At 68.0% G+C, this 15,738-nt stretch carries 21 protein-coding genes and 1 tRNA gene; 12 read left to right on the top strand and 10 right to left on the bottom strand.

The genetic code is table 11. The features are described from left to right. The first annotated feature begins 42 nt into the window (after positions 1-42). From HD601_RS31635 to HD601_RS36330, 4 genes are all read left to right on the top strand, one after another. Positions 43-558 (top strand): hypothetical protein, encoded by a 516-nt coding sequence (locus HD601_RS31635; RefSeq protein ID WP_184828821.1) that lies wholly within the window; start codon positions 43-45, stop codon positions 556-558. A 377-nt stretch (positions 559-935) separates the two neighbouring features. Next, positions 936-1,562 (top strand): hypothetical protein, encoded by a 627-nt coding sequence (locus tag HD601_RS31630; RefSeq protein ID WP_184828819.1) that lies wholly within the window; start codon positions 936-938, stop codon positions 1,560-1,562. A 1-nt stretch (position 1,563) separates the two neighbouring features. After that, positions 1,564-2,265, top strand: coding sequence for a hypothetical protein (locus tag HD601_RS31625; protein WP_184828817.1), 702 nt, complete (start codon positions 1,564-1,566; stop codon positions 2,263-2,265). Continuing rightward, positions 2,262-2,579, top strand: coding sequence for an FDXHR family putative zinc-binding protein (locus HD601_RS36330; RefSeq protein ID WP_425503467.1), 318 nt, complete (start codon positions 2,262-2,264; stop codon positions 2,577-2,579). The genes HD601_RS31625 and HD601_RS36330 overlap by 4 nt, the downstream gene beginning before the upstream one ends. Here HD601_RS36330 and HD601_RS31620 read toward each other — a convergent pair. Next, positions 2,535-3,185 carry a hypothetical protein gene (locus HD601_RS31620; protein WP_184828815.1) on the bottom strand — a complete coding sequence of 217 codons (651 nt, stop codon included), beginning with the start codon at positions 3,183-3,185 and terminating at the stop codon, positions 2,535-2,537. The two genes, HD601_RS36330 and HD601_RS31620, sit on opposite strands and share 45 nt — an antisense overlap. 46 nt (positions 3,186-3,231) lie before the next feature. On the opposite strand from HD601_RS31620, the gene HD601_RS31615 reads away from it, so the two are divergent. After that, on the top strand, positions 3,232-3,942 hold the full coding sequence (locus HD601_RS31615) for an HNH endonuclease (RefSeq protein WP_184828813.1): 711 nt from the start codon (positions 3,232-3,234) through the stop codon (positions 3,940-3,942). A gap of 32 nt (positions 3,943-3,974) precedes the next feature. Here HD601_RS31615 and HD601_RS31610 read toward each other — a convergent pair whose 3' ends face one another. Continuing rightward, on the bottom strand, positions 3,975-4,271 hold the full coding sequence (locus HD601_RS31610; RefSeq protein ID WP_184828811.1) for a DUF2510 domain-containing protein: 297 nt from the start codon (positions 4,269-4,271) through the stop codon (positions 3,975-3,977). A 1,268-nt stretch (positions 4,272-5,539) separates the two neighbouring features. Here HD601_RS31610 and HD601_RS31605 point away from each other — a divergent pair. The 4 genes from HD601_RS31605 to HD601_RS31595 all read left to right on the top strand — a co-directional run bounded on the left by HD601_RS31605 (position 5,540) and on the right by HD601_RS31595 (position 7,112). Next, complete coding sequence (locus HD601_RS31605; protein ID WP_184828809.1) at positions 5,540-5,809, top strand: hypothetical protein; 270 nt, start codon at positions 5,540-5,542, stop codon at positions 5,807-5,809. 130 nt (positions 5,810-5,939) lie between these two features. After that, positions 5,940-6,377, top strand: a complete 438-nt coding sequence (locus tag HD601_RS31600) for a hypothetical protein (RefSeq protein WP_184828807.1) — start codon at positions 5,940-5,942, stop codon at positions 6,375-6,377. Beyond that, complete coding sequence (locus HD601_RS35255) at positions 6,377-6,499, top strand: hypothetical protein (protein ID WP_281386381.1); 123 nt, start codon at positions 6,377-6,379, stop codon at positions 6,497-6,499. Before HD601_RS31600 ends, HD601_RS35255 begins: the two co-directional genes overlap by 1 nt. 61 nt (positions 6,500-6,560) lie before the next feature. Continuing rightward, entirely contained in the window at positions 6,561-7,112 is a 552-nt protein-coding gene (locus tag HD601_RS31595; protein WP_184828805.1) for a hypothetical protein, read from the top strand. 530 nt (positions 7,113-7,642) lie between these two features. Here the strand turns inward: HD601_RS31595 and HD601_RS31590 are convergent. From HD601_RS31590 to HD601_RS31575, 4 genes are all read right to left on the bottom strand, one after another. Further along, positions 7,643-8,485, bottom strand: a complete 843-nt coding sequence (locus tag HD601_RS31590; RefSeq protein ID WP_221441473.1) for a Scr1 family TA system antitoxin-like transcriptional regulator — start codon at positions 8,483-8,485, stop codon at positions 7,643-7,645. Between the two features lie 12 nt (positions 8,486-8,497). Continuing rightward, the gene (locus HD601_RS31585; protein WP_184828803.1) at positions 8,498-9,028 is read right to left on the bottom strand and encodes a DUF6879 family protein; all 531 of its coding nucleotides are present in this window, start codon (positions 9,026-9,028) and stop codon (positions 8,498-8,500) included. Then, on the bottom strand, positions 9,016-9,393 hold the full coding sequence (locus HD601_RS31580; RefSeq protein ID WP_184828801.1) for a hypothetical protein: 378 nt from the start codon (positions 9,391-9,393) through the stop codon (positions 9,016-9,018). The genes HD601_RS31585 and HD601_RS31580 overlap by 13 nt, the downstream gene beginning before the upstream one ends. 187 nt (positions 9,394-9,580) lie before the next feature. Next, a complete protein-coding gene (locus HD601_RS31575; protein ID WP_184828799.1) occupies positions 9,581-10,237 on the bottom strand; it encodes a hypothetical protein in 657 nt (218 codons plus the stop codon). A gap of 591 nt (positions 10,238-10,828) precedes the next feature. Here HD601_RS31575 and HD601_RS31570 point away from each other — a divergent pair. Together HD601_RS31570 and HD601_RS31565 are read left to right on the top strand one after the other, a co-directional pair. Then, positions 10,829-11,059, top strand: coding sequence for a hypothetical protein (locus HD601_RS31570; RefSeq protein ID WP_184828797.1), 231 nt, complete (start codon positions 10,829-10,831; stop codon positions 11,057-11,059). A gap of 92 nt (positions 11,060-11,151) precedes the next feature. Then, positions 11,152-11,382, top strand: coding sequence for a hypothetical protein (locus tag HD601_RS31565; RefSeq protein WP_184828795.1), 231 nt, complete (start codon positions 11,152-11,154; stop codon positions 11,380-11,382). Between the two features lie 40 nt (positions 11,383-11,422). Here the strand turns inward: HD601_RS31565 and HD601_RS31560 are convergent, their stop codons facing one another. Then, positions 11,423-12,178, bottom strand: a complete 756-nt coding sequence (locus HD601_RS31560) for a hypothetical protein (protein ID WP_184828793.1) — start codon at positions 12,176-12,178, stop codon at positions 11,423-11,425. A gap of 215 nt (positions 12,179-12,393) precedes the next feature. Between HD601_RS31560 and HD601_RS36155 the strand changes: the two genes are divergently transcribed. Then, positions 12,394-13,545 (top strand): tyrosine-type recombinase/integrase, encoded by a 1,152-nt coding sequence (locus HD601_RS36155; protein WP_184828791.1) that lies wholly within the window; start codon positions 12,394-12,396, stop codon positions 13,543-13,545. Between the two features lie 91 nt (positions 13,546-13,636). On the opposite strand, the gene HD601_RS31550 is transcribed toward HD601_RS36155, so the two are convergent. The 3 genes from HD601_RS31550 to HD601_RS31540 form a co-directional block, all read right to left on the bottom strand. Beyond that, positions 13,637-13,709: transfer RNA gene (locus tag HD601_RS31550), tRNA-Asn, on the bottom strand. An 82-nt stretch (positions 13,710-13,791) separates the two neighbouring features. After that, positions 13,792-14,610 (bottom strand): sugar phosphate isomerase/epimerase family protein, encoded by an 819-nt coding sequence (locus tag HD601_RS31545; RefSeq protein WP_184828788.1) that lies wholly within the window; start codon positions 14,608-14,610, stop codon positions 13,792-13,794. Beyond that, positions 14,610-15,719 (bottom strand): dihydrodipicolinate synthase family protein, encoded by a 1,110-nt coding sequence (locus HD601_RS31540; RefSeq protein ID WP_184828786.1) that lies wholly within the window; start codon positions 15,717-15,719, stop codon positions 14,610-14,612. The genes HD601_RS31545 and HD601_RS31540 overlap by 1 nt, the downstream gene beginning before the upstream one ends. Positions 15,720-15,738: the final 19 nt, after the last annotated feature.

Here is a 15,738-nt window from a genome sequence, read left to right as displayed (position 1 = left end):
AGTTGCCCGGGCGCCTACACATTCGGCCCCAGGAGGGCGCAAGTGCAAGATCGGACCCACGAAGGCCTGGGGGCTATCACAGCCCCCCAGCCCGACGAACTGACCTCAGCCGAACCCGCGGAGTCGCTCGAGATCACCGGCCAGGACATCCGCAACCTGACGACGGCGCTCAACCGTGTCGAGCAACTCGGTGTGCGAGCCCTGGCGGACGATCCTTCGCTCCCGACGAATCGCCTGTTCGGGGCAGTGGCCGCGCTTGAGGAGACAGCACGTGAGATCGGTTTCGACGTGCCTGACGAGCCGATTGAGGAGCTGCTCGAGTCTGAGTTACGCGACCTGCTCGACGACTTCATCTACACGGTCACCGAGCACAACTCGGCGCTAGCCGGGGCGCGCGCCGAGATCCGGAACCTGCCGCACGAGCACCAGCGGACCGGAATCGACCTCAGTGACGAGTCGATTTCATCCTCAGGGATCGAGTTCCACCCCATCGATGCGGTAACGGTCATCCGGCGCGTCCTGACCGCCGCCCTGAACGAGATGCAGGACCACGGATGAGCCGCCCCGGCGACTTCGGCCCGAAGAGTCGGAAGCTCATGAGCCAGGGCGGTCGAGCGGGTGCGGCGTGGAGAAGGGGCGCCTCCCGGGCACGACGGAAGCACAAGCGCATCAGGAACCGGCTGCTCCGGCTTCTGGCTCAACTACTCAAGTTGATCCTGTTCCGCCTGTTCGGCTTGATCTCTCTCATTCGGATCCTCGCCAAGGCCGCAGCCAGGGCCATCTCCAGCGCGAACGTATGACCACCATCCACTGCCGGTCGGATCATCGCATCCAGCCATGCGTCCGCCGGCGGCTCCGAACCACCCACACCACATCCAGCGCTGCGCACCGCGTCCAGCCGTGAGCCGCGCCCACACACAGGAGGTGTTCCCCAGGTGGGAACGAAGATCAGTGAAACCGCGGTTCGCGAGGCCGCAGAGACCAGGCTGGCTGAGCTCGCCGACGAGCTCGGGGCCGCCGAAGCGGCTCACGGCGATCTCACGAGCCGGCTTGGCCAGGGTGACGCCAGCATCAGCGCGGCGGAGCTCGCCGACGCCGCAGCAACCATCGAGCGAGCCAAGCTGCTCACCGCGGCAGCTCGGACGTCCCTCGAGGACGCGCGCAACGCCGAGCGGGTCGCCGTGGCTCGCGCGATGGCCGAGCGACTGGCCACCCGGCCGCCGGGGGATCCGGCGCCGGCCATGGAGGAACTCCGGGAGACCCTCGTCTCCGCGCTGCGGAGCTTCAAGGCCCGGGTGAACGGCTCATCGGGCCAGATCGAGCGAGCTCTCCGAGAAGCTCGCGAGGCGGGCCTGGTCCGTGGGCATGTGGACCCGTCTTGGGGCGTGGAGACGTACTCCAAGTCGGTACATGTGCACGGCTACGGCGGTCAACGGGTCGACGTGCTCGAGATCAACGGCCGGGCGTTCACCAAGCTCGACGTCGAGGCGCTGGCCGTCGAGGTGCTGACGGCGGCGTTCGAAGACGCCGGCCTCGCGCTCGTCGCCGCTGAGGAGGTCTGAGGTGGCGGCGAAGACGCAGGCCGATACCACCGTGCTGGACCTGCTCGCCGAGGCCCTTCGAGGGCTCACCTCGGCGCCCGTCGAGATCGAGCCAGACCCGTTCACCGCTCCGGCGGTCCCCGGCGTCAGGATCTTCGCCCGCGGCGGCGTGGAACTCGACCCACGAACGGGGGTCCTGGCTCAGGGCGTCCAGGTCGTCCAGTACGCCGCTGATGGCTCGCAGGCCCTTCCGGCCGGCAGCCTCGGCCGTGCCCGTGGGCAGTTCGCCGACGGCGAGCTCGTCGACGTTGCGGTCGATGGCAGAGTGCAGCGGGCGAGCCTGCCGGGTGCCATCGAGGCCGTCGCTTCGACTGGCGTGGCTCGGGTGCTGCCCCGGGTGCCCTCTGTGGCACGGACGACCGCGGAGGGCGTCGGCTACGCCCTGGGGGTGCATCTGCACTCGCTGTCGAGTGGTCGAGTCAACGTCGCAACGCTCGCCGCGGCCGAGAGCGGCGACGCCTTCGTGATCGGGCTCCAGATGACCTGCTTAGGTGAGCTCACCCCGGCTCAGGTGGCTGACTGGGCGGCCGAGGCGGTTTCCGGAGTCGTCGGCAGAACGGTCGCGGGCGTCGGTCGCGTCAAGACGGTCGAGGTGGTCAAGCGGGGCCGTCTGGATCAGTTCCACGGCGGCATCGAGGCCCGAGTGGTCGTCGAGACGGCATGAGGATCACTCATCCGGCCTGTGGTTGCTCCTGGAGCGGCCTCCGGGCTGAGCATTGCCCGGCTTGCTGCCAAACGTTCAGCGGCACATCGGCTGGCGATGCTCACCGTCGAGGTGAGCACGGAGTGACCGAGGGCCCGGATCGTCGCCGATGCCTTTCGCCGGGCGAAGTCCGGGTGAACGGATACCCCCTCCGTGAGGTCGGGGGTGTATGGCGCATCGATCGGCCATACGACGGCCCCAGGGATGCCGCTGAACGCCAAACCCTGGAGTCACCGGCGGCCGAACGGACGGATCCGGTCCCACTGGCCGCGTAGAGCTCGCAGCGCCCGTCCTGCCCTTTTCCGCAGGGTTGGGACGGGCGCTGCCACAAGCGCGGCGGGGTCAGTCGCCGGTATGGAGTGACGGAGCCGCGGGTAGAAGGGAACCCAGTCCCCGTCCGTCCGAATTGGCACCCAGCGGCGAACCCGCACGCTCTTGAGACGCCACTGCCACCGCCATGCCCTGTGGGTGAGGAGATCAAGGCGAAAGCCGTGCGCCCGCGGTGGTCGAAGGTTCGTCCACCGGATCTCCAGCGCCCGCGGCGAATCGTCGTCCGGATGCCAGACCTGAATCACCAACGGTGGCGAGGCTGACGTCATTTGCATGGCGAATGGATCGTCCTGTCCGGGGCCTTGCGGGTCGTAGTCCATCTGGTGGAGCTCGCACCCGATCGCCTTGAGGTGCACAGAGTGGGCCACCCCGCTGCCCTCGGCGTAGATCTCCAGAACGGAAATCTGGGTTCGCGAGGAGCCGTCGTATAGGGCAGTCGGAAACTCGCGGATCGCCCACGACAGTCTGGGCCGGTCGGCCCAACCCCACATGAACACGCCCGTGGCAGTAACAGCGGCTATCGCCGAGAGAACCAGCGTCCAGGTCTCCACGAGGGCGCACCGTATCGACAACCGGGGACAAATGGTGCAACGACCGTTGACCGGCGACGTAGTCGCCACCTGCCTGTTGGGCGGCTGCAACAACCCCATCCGCAAGCCAGCTCGTGGAAAGGCAGGCAAGTACTGCTCTCCGAGCCACAAAGCTCGTGCCGGCGACGCCAGAGCCGAGCAGGACGGCCGGGCGGAGCGGTGGAAGTCGAACAAGGCCAAGCGGCGCCGGGAGAAGCGCCTGGAGGGCGTGCTGTGGCCCGTCTGCCTCCACTGCGGCCAGCCGTACCCGCAACTGAACGAGAACTCCCGCTGTCCCAACCCGGAGTGCAGGCGCATCCGGCGGAATCTCCGTGCTCGAGTCAACACCGGCGCATACCGTGTGCGTCAGCGTGGCGGCCGGGTTGAGCCCGTAGACGCCATGGAGGTCATGCAGGACGACCGCGGCATCTGTTACCTCTGCGGTCGGCCGACGTCTGGCAACCTGGTCGGTCAGGAACCCGGTGACCCTCAGCTCGAGCACACCGAAGCCGTGTCCGACGGCGGCGCACACAGCCCACTGGCGATTCGCGTGGCCCACAGGGCATGCAATCAGATCAAAGGTCGTCGGAGTGTTGAGGAGGCAGGTGCGATCATCGCCACGTTGCCGCCCGTCGAGGTCGACGAGCCCGTGGTGGTGGTCCGCGACCTGGACGAGTACGCACGGGAGATGATGGCGGAGATCAGGCGCCAGTCGGAGGCCTCCCCTAGCTCGGCATGAGCCGAGCGACCTCAAGCGGCAGCGGCGAGGGCCTATGGTGCCTTGCGCAGGTGGTGGGTCCACTGTTGGCCGTCCCACCAGCGCTCGAATTGCGGGTTCTGCGGGTCGATGAACCAGCCCGCCGGCGGCAGCTTTGGCTCGTCGTCCTCGGCCAGCTCGTAGTCGAGGATCGCCTGGTCGAGCTTCGCCTGCTTCTTGGCCTCTTGCCATTCGGCGATGCTCTTGGCCTTGATGAATCGGGTCTGCTTCTTCACCGCTCGCTTGGTCAGTCTCGCACTCCTGGCCACCCGCTCCTTGTCGGAGCGGAAGTCCACCAGGCCCACGGTCATGACGCTCAGCGACTTTCGGATGACCCCCACGTTGCCCCCGTCCGCAGATGTTCAGCCAGCGTAGATCTGGACCCGGACACAAGTCGCGGCTGGCGGTCCCACCCGCGCACTGAAACCCTTCCTGAACAGGCCCGATGCACTCGACGCCTGTCCGTATCGGTCGCTTAGCCCTCCCGGTGACTCTGCGACGACTGGCAAACACCCGGCCCCCGCCGCTGGCTCTCAGGAGTCGGCGGCGGGGGCATTTTGGCGTTCCGGTGCTGGTCGAGATGGCCTGCTGTCCGCATACGTATGCTCTGCTCACCCCCTGCCAGCCTTGCAGGTCGACTCTGGAACCCGTATCCAACCGGAGCCGCTAAGTACAGGCGGTGAGCGAGCCAATCCCGAAGGGGTTTCCCCCACCCCCTGCATGCCGGCCTGCGCAAGGGGATGCGGAGCAGCGCATAGGCATGTGTCGCTGAGTGAACGCGATGGATGAGGCGCGCGCCAAGGGGGCAACGCCATGGGGCCGCATCGGGCCCAAGCACTCAGGCCAAGCAAGGGGCCAGGCCAGGCCAGCACAGCAGGGCAGGCCAAGCATCAGCGCGCGCAGGCCACGGCGCATGAGGGGGCGGCACTAGGCCAGGCTGCATGCGGTAGGCGCCGGGCGCACCCACGCTGGGCCTCTCGCGGGGCACGGGCGGGGGAGCTGCGGGGAATCCCGCGCCGCCGGTGAGCTGCCGGCCGTGCAGGGGGGCATGAGGCCGGCCCTGGGGATCGTCGCCGAGGGCGCTCCTAGTGCTGTGGGTGAGTAGATCGCGCTCCTGCGCAGCTCGGTCGGAAAGATCTTCAAGTCCTCATGAGTGCTGGTCACGGCGCAGAAGGGCGCCCTTGCGAGTAGGACTCATGGAAAGGTGGAGTTGCGGGTTTCCATGAACATGGACTAGCGTTCATCTCGTCAGGCCAGCAGGGCAGCACGATCCACTCGGACTCGCAGCCCAGGTGCCTCACACGAACTGCACGCCCCTACGGCGAGCCGAAAGGCGACCTGTTCGGCGCGATCGAACCTTCAGAACTCCAAAGCGATCCACACTCGCCAACGGGCGAGTTGGCAGGTGGCAGACCTGTGAAGCTGCCCGGGATGTGGGCGACACCGCGACGACGCGCATTAGCGAGCGGTGGCCGATCAGCGCGGCGTACGCGGCTGAGCATTCCGGCGCCCCGCGTGCGGGGCACCCTGTCGCCGTCTCGAACGGCGGCGGAGCCACCCGCACACGAGAGGAATCACCATGAACACGCTGACGATCCCCGGCACCAGCATCACCCTGATCAACAACGCCCGCGACGAGGACTTCCGTTTGGAGTTCGCCTACGCGCCGACGCTGCGAGACCTCCACGAAGGCCTGGCGCTGGCCGGCGGGTACGGCCTGGTTCCGCTCTCGCCGAACGAGCTCCCGATGGAGCACGGCGACGACGGCTCCGTGACCCTCTGGCTGGTCCCCGTGGCCTACGCCGAGATGGCGCGCGAGATCGACGCCGTCTTCGCCGAGTCCGCCTGACCACTGCACGTCGGGGCGTGATGGGTCCGCTGCGCTGCGCGCAGCGCCCGGTTCGAGTCCGGGACGCCCACCAGAACGGACCCAGCTGCGCCGCGCCTCAGCGGCCTCACGATGCGAGGGAGACGCCATCATGACCATCCACATCCGCGACCGCGTGCGAGACGCGGGGGGTCGAGTGGGCACCGTCGTTGACGGTGTCCCGGGCAACGCCATCGTCCAGTTCGACGGCGACAGCCACCGTACCGCCGTGAACCCGCACGAGCTGACGCGAGTCGGCACAGGCAGGTGCGCCCTCTGTGGTGAGGAGTTCGACCTCAGCAAGTCCCGCTTCGACGACATGTGCAGCGCCTGCGACACGGGCCCGAGGCCCTACCGGCTGGCGACTGACGACGAGCTGCGAGACGAGGTCGACCTCATCCACGGACCCGAGACGGCTGCGGTGGTGCGAACCATGTTCGCCCCGAGCGTCGGCGAGTACGTCGCCGTGATCGCCGTGGTGCACGTGGACGACGCCGGGCAGGTGCGAGACGCGCTGAACGCTCGCGCGGGCCGGGACGGCGGTGCGTGATGGGCGCGATCTACTGCGGCCCCTACGCCGCTGCGATCGGCTACGACCGCCACGAGGTGCTCGGCGACTTGCTGGACGAGATCGCCGACAGGGCGACGAGACATCGACGCCGGCGCAGCTAGGTTAATTGTCCGGCCCGTCAGGAATGCTGGTGTCGGTCAACCCCGGCGAGAATGAGGACAGATGGCCTGGTGGTACTCGATCGCGATGGCATTTGATCTGCTGGGTCTGCTTCTGGCTGCGATCGGTTTCAACCAGACGTGGAACGAGCACGGCGTCGGGAAGCTCTGGGATCCCTGGAGGAAGAAGGGCCGCGTTGCCCGCCGCAGACTCGTCACCTGGGTGCGCCGAGTGCTGCGTCGACCCGCGAAACATGCCACGGTTCGCCCGGCCACTGCCAGGCTCAACGTCACGCTGGGGGCCGCCGCCATCGGCACGGTGCTGCCGCGGTTGCCTGACGTGGCCGATCTGACTGCGTTCGCGGCGGCTGTGCAGGAGCGCCTGAATGAACTCAATGCGCAGGCGAATCGCCATGAGGGGGAGTTGCGGAAGGAGATTCGTGCGCGCGAACTCGCTGAATCAGACATGCGTGCCGACCTTGGCCGTGAGATCCGTCGAGTCGAGGGTCTAACGAAACGGATCGCGACCGGTGGCCTGAGAATGCAGATCGTTGGCTGGTCGCTAGTACTCGTGGGCACCGTGCTCGGCGGCGTCGCGAACCTCGTTGCCCTCTAGGCTGATCGCGCGAAGGTGCCCAGGCTGCGAGGCTACTTCGGTGATTCGCCCGGCCGAACCGTCGACCCGGTGACTCGCAGGCCATATTGATCGATCACATGCGTGACGTGCCCATGTTTCTCCGCGTGGCCGCGGGCGGCTTCCTCTGCGTTGCTGTACCTCAAGAACGACCGCCCTGACTTCTTACAGCGTGGGCAGTGCGCCCGGTAGGCTGGCGCCCAGCGTCGCTCTGCGGTCTCCTGCTCCTGTGTGGTCACCGGCCGCTGCGACGCGCACGCGCCCTGGCGAGGCCACGTCCCCAGAGCTCCGCCCATGTTGCTGACGCGCAGGGCCACGGCCGGCCACAGCTCCGGCAAGACGTGCGACGGCGCGGCAACCAACCGCTGCGCGGCCGATGAGTCGCCAGCAGCTCGACGGCGTACGCATCGACGCGCTCAGGCGACCAGTCGACTAAGCCGTGACCATGCACGCGGGCCGTGAACATGCTGTGACGCTAGGTAATCCAGGCGCGACCGCTCCAGGAGATTGCGTCAGATTGCGCGAAGGTCTGCGCCCGCCGCCGCGATCAGCTCGCGGGCAGGCACGCCGAAGACCGCTGACTGCTGTAGCCGGCGGAAGGTTTCGGCGTAGAGCGTGATCTCGCGTGGCTGCGTGATGGTCAGCTGGGCTGACACCGTCTCCACCTGAACCGTTGACTCGCCGAAGATCAGGAACCCCTCCGCCGGCCAGATGGCACGGTCGCGCAGCGACGGCACGATGCCGACGCTGATGTTGTGAAGAGACATGACGGCAAGGATTCGGTCGAGCTGGCCCAGCATGACGTCGCGGTGGCCGACCAGAGTGCGTAGAGCCGACTCCTCGACCACGAATCGGAAGCGCCTGCCGCCATCGTAGAGAAGTCTCTGACGCTCCATGCGGGCCGGCACGGCCTCGGCGCGATCGTCGGGGATCTGGAGGAGCTCGATGTACGGGCCCATGATCGCGTGCGCGTAGGCAGCGGTCTGGAGCAGGCCGGGTATCAGCGCGGGCTCGTAGGCGCAGATCACCTGCGCCTGCTCGTAGAGCGGGAACGACGCCTTCTGCTTGCGGCGCAGGCCTGTGCGGAGCTGTTGCTTCCACTCCAGGTACGCGGCCTCGATGTTGCGCAGCGTCGCGACGAGGTCTGCGGTCTGCTCCGTGACTCCGCAGAGGCGGCACCAGGTGCCCAGGTCGGTCTCCGACGGGGCCTGCTTTCCGTACTCCAGGCGCGAGACTTTGGCCGGGTGCCAGCCCGCCGACTGGGCTAGTGCGCGGCCGGTGAAGCCTGCGTCGCGGCGCAGCTCACGGAGGCGTGCCCCCATGGCCTGCCGTGCTTGCTGGACCTCACCGGACACAGTGTGCCTGTCTCACCTCGGCTGGTAGTCGACGTGGGAGATCGCCAGCGGCCAGAGTCGATCGCGAGACTCTACGGTGAGCGCTACTAGATCAGGGTCGTCCACCTGCTCCATGCGCATCGACAGGTTCGCCTCGTCGAAGTGGTTCAGGATGAGGCGGGTGTCATCGAGCAGCCAGAGATCCTCGGGCGGCAACTTGACGTCGCCGGGCACGAGGTGACGCGGGAGCCAGCGCACGTCCTCGCCGGCGGAGGTATTGAACCGGGTGCCCTCCCACAGGAACCGCGTGTAGTCGGTGATGGGCTCGGTGACGATGCGCAGACGCCGCACGGTCTTGCCCTGACTCGTGACGCGGCGCATCTTGGCTAGCCAGGGCTCCCACCACTCCGCGGCCTGGGCGTCGGTCCATTCGCCCGCGCGCCACTTGCGCTGGGGCTCGACCTCGTCCTCTACCCGGTAGACGTCCCTCATCTCGAGGTGGAAAGCGTCACGGTCGAACGTGTCGAACAGGCCGGCGCGTTCCTCGTCGGTCAGCCAGGCCACGCGAGCTCCCGCGCCAGGTCGTCCATGTGCGCCCGTGGTACCTCGACCGCAGTCTCGTGACTGGGGACGTTCATCTGTGCCAGCGTCCCGGGGTCGGTGATCTCCGGTCCGCGGATGATGTAGGTGCCTCGCCCGGTGGCCAGATGCGACGTGGCGCCGGCGCCCTCGGCGGCTGGCCGCTCGAGTGCTGTGAGGAGGCGGGCGGGAACCTCTACGCAGGTTTCGTGCTCCTGGATGGGCAGCTCTGGCACGGAGGCGGGGTCGGCCAGACGCCACCCCTGGATGACGTAGGAGTCTTGGTCTGACGCGTAGAGCGTCGGGCACCCGTCCTTGCCGGTGTCGATCGCGATGAACCTCAGCTTCATGATCAACCCTTCCGCCCGGTGGGGTTGCGCGAGATTGCGCGTAACTTGCATCCTCCCTCGACCTGCGCTTCTCGGTCAAGATTGGCGCCCATCAGGTGGAGCGTGGCACCGAGAACGGGCTGGACCCACACCATCGGAGCGGCGTGGGTCCAGGCACTGGGGAGCGGGCGCTACGAGGTCGGTGGCGTCAGAACTCCCACTCCCAACCCTCGCTACCCCCTGTGAACCACGGCTGATACGTCAGCACGCCGTGCTCAGTCGGTGAGTCGAGCACCACCTTGCCGGTGGCCGTCTCTCCTTCGCCGACCTCGTCAGGGATCAGTTCGGACTCGGCCAGGCAACCGTATGTGTTGATGGGGGCCGGATCGTTGACGGTGATGCCGTTCGCGTCGACCAGGCCGAACTCGCCCGGCCCGAAGGGCATGGACGAGATGCCGGCGCTCGGGTCGGCAAATCCTGGGAGCACCGTGGCCGTGATGGTGATGACGATGAAGTGGCCGTTCTGCGGGACGTCGGCGTAGTCCTCGGTGCATTCGGCGCTGACCTCGATGGCATCGACGGTGAACTCCGTGGCCATCTCTGTGCCGTCGTCGCTAAGGAACCCAGCGACTTCGCCGATCTCCTTGATGATGAGCCCCCGGTTGGATCTCTCCGGAGTCGGCGTGGGTGTCGGAGTTGGCTTCACGGCGGCCTCCGCCGTCTCAGCGGGCGGCGCTTCGGGCTCCTCGCTGGGCGCAGCCTCGGGCGCTGCGGTCGTTGTGGCGCTGTCGCCGGCACCTGAGTCCGAGCAGGCCGACACGGCGAGCAGGGCGGCGGCGATCAATGTGATGGTGGTCTTGCGCATGGTGTCGTTCCCCCTTTGTGTCGGACGGATTGTGCGCTCGGGGTCGGACAGAACCGGCGAGAGCGCCTGCCATGGTCGAACATGTGTTCTATTCTGGCGGCATGGTCACGCGCTGCCCCATGGACCACTGCCCGGGCATCCGGATCGGAGACGACCTTGGTCCGGTCGAGATCGCAGGTGCGGTCTGTGATCACCTCGAACACCACCACCTCCACGGCGCGGCACTCATCGATCGCATCGCCGCACTTCGCCTCCCTGGAGGCCGCTCGGGTGACGTGCTGCTCCGCACGGTCGACCGACCGCTGATTGCGGAAGGCGACACCGGCGACCGACATGCGCTCCGAGCGGGCCCGGTGACTCTCGACGGTCGCGGGCCTGCCGTGTGCAGTGACTCCCGAACCGTCCGGATCGTCGAGCTGCCGGTGTTCGATGGCCCTGCTCGAGCCACGGCGCGGCGCGAGCCCAGAGGCGTCCAGCCGGACTGCCGGAGGTGTCGACTGCGGCTCCGCTGACTGGGGCAGTTCCGTCCGAGGCGACTGGTTCACTCACCGCCTTCGCCGGCGAACGGCCGGCACGTGGAGGGAGCGACACATGAGCGCAGTGACAGACGGGCAGAGCACGGCCACCATCAAGGTCGGCAAGGGCGCTGACACGTACTGGCTGATCGTGAAGGCGGACACGCCGGGACAGGTACGGGCTGACATCATCGAGCACTTCGGTCTCGGCCCGATCGAAACCGCCGGCCTGACGCTGGACCAGCTCATCGCCGTGGCCAGCAGGACAACCCCACGGCGAGGCACCATCGGCGATGGAGGGGAATGACCCGAGCGGACGCCGCGTGACACCGGTTGCGCTCGGAGTCGTGGCTGCCCATGAAACAGTAGTGCCTGACATCCATGACTTCGGGAGATGCTGTGAGCGAGATCGACGAGGGGACCGCCGAGCGGTGGGTCGGCGCGCGAGCGTCGTCGGGCCGCGACGGCATGCGCACGACAGTCGATATGGAGAAGGATCTCCACAAGGCATTCCGCCTCTGGTGTGCGCAGAACGACACCAAGATGACCACGACGATCCGGGCCTTGATCGTTGAGGTGCTCACCGACGAGAAGCTGGCCGCGAAGGTGCTCGAGCGCGTCGAGCGTTGACCGGTGGAGGCGCGCGGAGCGTGTTAGCGCGCAACGAGGGCTAGGACTCGGCTCGCCGGAACACCTCGTTGGTGACGTGCGCAACGTGGTTATGCAACTGCGTGAGCAATTCTCCGGCACTCCGCTGGTAGGGGTCGTGATCAGCAAGGCTCAGCTCGAACTCCGTGAAGACCTTCGGAGCTTCCTGGCCTGGCTGCCGACTGATCAAGGTCCCGATCACGGCGCCGTCGTCGTAGGGCGGGGCGCCGGGCTGCCAATCGTACTGACGCCCTGTGCTGTCGGATCCCCAGTAAATGAGAGTTGGCCTCCACACCAGCAGGTGGAGCTTGCGGTGCTTGTCAATGTTGCTCAGCCGGTGAAGTGTTCGCAGCAGGCTCTTGCGCACCTCCTGGTCTCGGGCACTGGCATCGGGTGCGTCGCCCTGCGCCACGCAGTGATCGTGGAACCAGCCAGGCTGCACAGACCGCAGCGCTTCGCGCTGAACATCCGAAAACAGGCCCCGTCGGCGCTTTCCCTCGAAGAACTTTGTGAAGTCGTCGGGCGTGTCCTCGATCGGAAACTGAACGGCTCGCTGGCGGTCTTCATCCATCGGTCCGTACGTGCGCGTCGCAAGCTTGAAGGCGATGCAGTCGAGAGACGATCGCAGGTTGTGTACTACGTCGCCGACGATGGTGGACAGTCGCGCCGGCACCTCATGATGCACATGCAGTCGGTAGACGGTCTCACCCGCGGGGCTTCTCGGCTCTGGTTGGGCGCTGAACGCGGGTCGCGCCATGAGCTCCTCGAGCTCCTGCACATACGTCGCCAGGTGCTCCGCCGCGCGTCCCTGCTTCGCCCTCCACGGGTGATCGTCCGCCAGCCACCACGGCCCGTCTATGGCAACCCCCTAGCGATCGATTGATCTTGTCAGGCACGGACGATACGCCGAGGATCTGCCACCGAGCAACCAGTTATTGACTCCCCGGAAACAGGGTACCATCAGGATCGCATGCAGTGGGGGAGGAATCGTCAGTGGCGAGGCCACGCACGGAGCTCGGCACCTGGGGCAAGATCACCACCGTTGGTCAGATCCAGCGTGGTGAGTCCTGGGTCAACGTCGGTGACGGCGAGAAGCCTGAGCGGCACAGGGCCCGAACGAAGATCCGCGATCTTGACGGCAAGCTGCGAGACGTCGAGCGGTACGGCCCGACGAAGACCAGGGCTGAGGCCGTGCTCAAGGCCGCGCTGCGTGATCGAGTGGCGCCGAAGCAGGGTGACGTCATGCGGCTCGACATGGCACTTGTGAAGGCCGGCGAGCTCTGGCTAGAGCAGGTGGACCGGCCGGATTCTGGTCGAGCCAAGAGCACGGCGACCCAGTACAGACGGAACTTCGGTCGCTACCTCGAGGGGTCCTCGATCGCCGAGCTGACGCTGGCCGAGGTGAACTCCGTCCCGATCATCCGCGCCTACCTCCAGGGCGTGGCGGACAACCACGGCACCGGCGCGGCGAAGACGGCGCGGTCAGTGCTCTCCGGGATCCTGACGATGGCAGTCGAGGACGGCGTGCTCGAAGTGAACGCGGCGCGGCAGGTGAGGCCCGCGAAGGCCAAGGAGCCGCGGAAGACGAAGCACCAGATCCGCCGATCGCTCACGCCGGCGGAGCGCGACGCGCTGCTGTCCGCGGTCGAGGGTGACGAAGCGTCCCAACAGCGAGACCTGGTGGACGTTGTGCGGTTCATGCTCGGCACTGCTGTGCGGGTTTCCGAGGCGCTGGCGGTCGAGTGGGCCGACCTCGACTTCGACGCAGGCACGGTTCACATCCGCGGGACGAAGTCTGAGGCCGCCGACCGAGAGCTGGACTTGCCGGGTTGGCTCCTGGATGCCCTCAGGGCCCGCCGCAAGGAGCGCGGCGTGACCAAGTCGGACCTGGTGTTCCCCAGCCTGCGGGACACGCTGCGCGACAGCGTGAACGTGATGCACCAGCTCCGTGACGTCCTAGATCGCTCGGGCTTCGAGTGGGTCACCAGTCACACGTTCCGGCGCACCGCGGCAACGCGCCTGCATGATGCTGGTGTCCCGATCGTCCGGGCCGCTGACCAGCTCGGACACGCCGACCCGTCGATGACCTTGCGGAACTACATCGGCCGCCGCGGTGACACCAAGGGCAACGCCGAGCACCTGTAGCCCACCGATTGCAATTCGGGGGATAAGTGGGTGTTGATCAAGAAAGCCTCCAACTTGCACCGGCTTCGATGCTGGTCAGAGGCTGTTTCTGCTCCCGCACCTGGACTCGAACCAGGAACCCTCTGATTAACAGTCAGATGCTCTGCCAATTGAGCTATGCGGGATCGGCAGACCGAACGTTCCGGCCGCGCTGAACCATACCAAACGAGGGGCCCTGGATCCCAATCGGTTCCGGGCGTCGAGACCTCAGCCGAGCACGTGCTCCTCGTAGCGCTTGCGCATGAGGGCGACCACCTCGTCGGGGTCGGCGGCCCAGAGGTCGGCGTTGAAGATCTCGACCTCGATGGGGCCGTCGTAGCCGGCCGCTTCGACCAGTCGGCGGAAGTGCCGGAAGTCGATGTGGCCGTCGCCCATCATGCCGCGCGACAGCAGGGCGTCGGCGGGGAAGGGGGTGATCCAGTCGCACACCTGGAAGCTCGCGATCCGGCCCGCCGCGCGGGCGATTGCCGCCTCGACGACGGGGTCCCACCAGACGTGGAAGGTGTCGACGACGACGCCGACCGAGGACGGCGCGAAGGGGGCCGCCATGTCCAGGGCCTGGTCGAGCGTCGACAGCACGCCACGATCCGCGCAGTACAGCGGATGCATGGGCTCCAGCGCCAGCCGCACCCCCGAAGCCTCCGCGTACGGAACCAGCGCACCCACGCCGTCCGCCACCCGCGACCGCGCCCCCGCCAGGTCCCGCGACCCGTCAGGCAGGCCGCCGACCACCAGCACCAGGCACTCCGCCCCGAGCGCGGCCGCCTCGTCGATGGCTCGCCGGTTGTCGTCGAGGGCGGCGTCGCGCGACGACCCCGGGAAAGCCGTGATGAAGCCGCCCCGGCAGAGCGACGACACCCGCAGCCCGGCGTCGGCGACCAGCCGCGCCGCTTGCGCAACGCCACAGGCCTGCACCGGCTCGCGCCACAGGCCGATCCACTGCAGCCCGGCCCGCACGCAGCCGTCGACGGCCTCGGCGACGGACCAGCGTTCGGTGGTCCGCTGGTTCAGCGACAGCCGGTCCATCACGCCACCCCGTACGTCGCCAGCAACGACGACAGCCGCGCCGCCGCCAGCGGAGGATCGGGGAACAACCCCGCCGCGTCCGCCAGCTCGAACGTCGTCACCAGGTGGGGGAGCGACCGTGCGCTCTGCAGCCCGCCGACCATGACGAACCCCGGCTGCAGCCCGGACAGCCAGGACAGGAACGCGATGCCGGTCTTGTAGTAATAGGTCGGCGCGCCGAACACGTGCCGGGCCAGCGGCACCGTCGGCGCGAAGGCGGCGTCGTAGGCGGCCAGGTCGCCGCGGTCCAGTGCCTGCAGCGCCGCCGACGCCGCCGGCGCGATGGCCGCGAAGATCCCGAGCAGCGCGTCCGAGTGCCCGGCCGCGTCGCCGCGGATCAGTGTTGGGTAGTCGAAGTCGTCGCCGGTGTAGAGACGCACGCCGAGCGGCAGCAGTCGCGCCCGCAGGCCCTCCTCGAACCGGGCGTCCAGCAGCGAGACCTTGATGCCGTCGACCTTCGACGCGTGGTCCGAGATCAGCGCCACCACGTGATCGGCCGCGACGGCCACATCCCCAGCGCCCCAGTAGCCGGCCAGCGCGGGGTCGAACATCGGTCCCAGCCAGTGCAGGATCACCGGCGACGACACCTGCGCGAGCAGCCGGTCGTAGATCTTCCGATAGTCGTCCGGGCCGGTGGCGACGGCGGCCAGCTGCCGGCTGGCCATGAGGATGACCTGCGCGCCCGCGTCCTCGACGACGGCGAGCTGCTCCTCGTACGCGGCCGCGACCTCGTCGAGCCCCGCGGCGGCGCCGGCCAGCTGGTCGGTCCCGGCACCCGCCGCGATCCGGCCGCCGACGGCGCGCGCCTCGGCCGCGCTGCGCCGGATCAGCTCCTGCGTGGCGGCCCAGTCGAGGCCCATGCCGCGCTGCGCGGTGTCCATCGCCTCGGCGACGCCCAGCCCGTACGACCACAGGTGCCGCCGGAACCCCAGCGTGTGCTCCCAGTCGACGACGGCGGGAGCTCCCGGCCGGTTCTCGCCGAGCGGATCGGCGACGACGTGGGCGGCGGCGAACGCCATCCGCGACGTCAGCGGCCCGTCGGGTCGAGACCACGCGCGCGGCTCCGCCATGACGTGGGTCCGTCCCGGC

The organism is Jiangella mangrovi, from assembly GCF_014204975.1.
Classification (GTDB): Bacteria; Actinomycetota; Actinomycetes; order Jiangellales; family Jiangellaceae; genus Jiangella; species Jiangella mangrovi.
This window is presented reverse-complemented; position numbering and strand designations above follow the sequence as displayed.

Bases quoted from the DNA above. Each gene is read 5' to 3' on its own strand.
- HD601_RS36330 (WP_425503467.1), top strand. From the start codon at position 2,262: ATGAGGATCACTCATCCGGCCTGTGGTTGCTCCTGGAGCGGCCTCCGG.
- HD601_RS31595 (WP_184828805.1), top strand. From the start codon at position 6,561: ATGGCCTGGTGGTACTCGATCGCGATGGCATTTGATCTGCTGGGTCTG.
- HD601_RS31580 (WP_184828801.1), bottom strand. From the start codon at position 9,393: ATGAAGCTGAGGTTCATCGCGATCGACACCGGCAAGGACGGGTGCCCG.
- HD601_RS31605 (WP_184828809.1), top strand. From the start codon at position 5,540: ATGAACACGCTGACGATCCCCGGCACCAGCATCACCCTGATCAACAAC.
- HD601_RS31600 (WP_184828807.1), top strand. From the start codon at position 5,940: ATGACCATCCACATCCGCGACCGCGTGCGAGACGCGGGGGGTCGAGTG.
- HD601_RS31575 (WP_184828799.1), bottom strand. From the start codon at position 10,237: ATGCGCAAGACCACCATCACATTGATCGCCGCCGCCCTGCTCGCCGTG.
- HD601_RS31545 (WP_184828788.1), bottom strand. From the start codon at position 14,610: ATGGACCGGCTGTCGCTGAACCAGCGGACCACCGAACGCTGGTCCGTC.
- HD601_RS35255 (WP_281386381.1), top strand. From the start codon at position 6,377: ATGGGCGCGATCTACTGCGGCCCCTACGCCGCTGCGATCGGCTACGAC.
- HD601_RS31610 (WP_184828811.1), bottom strand. From the start codon at position 4,271: ATGACCGTGGGCCTGGTGGACTTCCGCTCCGACAAGGAGCGGGTGGCC.
- HD601_RS31540 (WP_184828786.1), bottom strand. From the start codon at position 15,719: ATGGCGGAGCCGCGCGCGTGGTCTCGACCCGACGGGCCGCTGACGTCG.
- HD601_RS31570 (WP_184828797.1), top strand. From the start codon at position 10,829: ATGAGCGCAGTGACAGACGGGCAGAGCACGGCCACCATCAAGGTCGGC.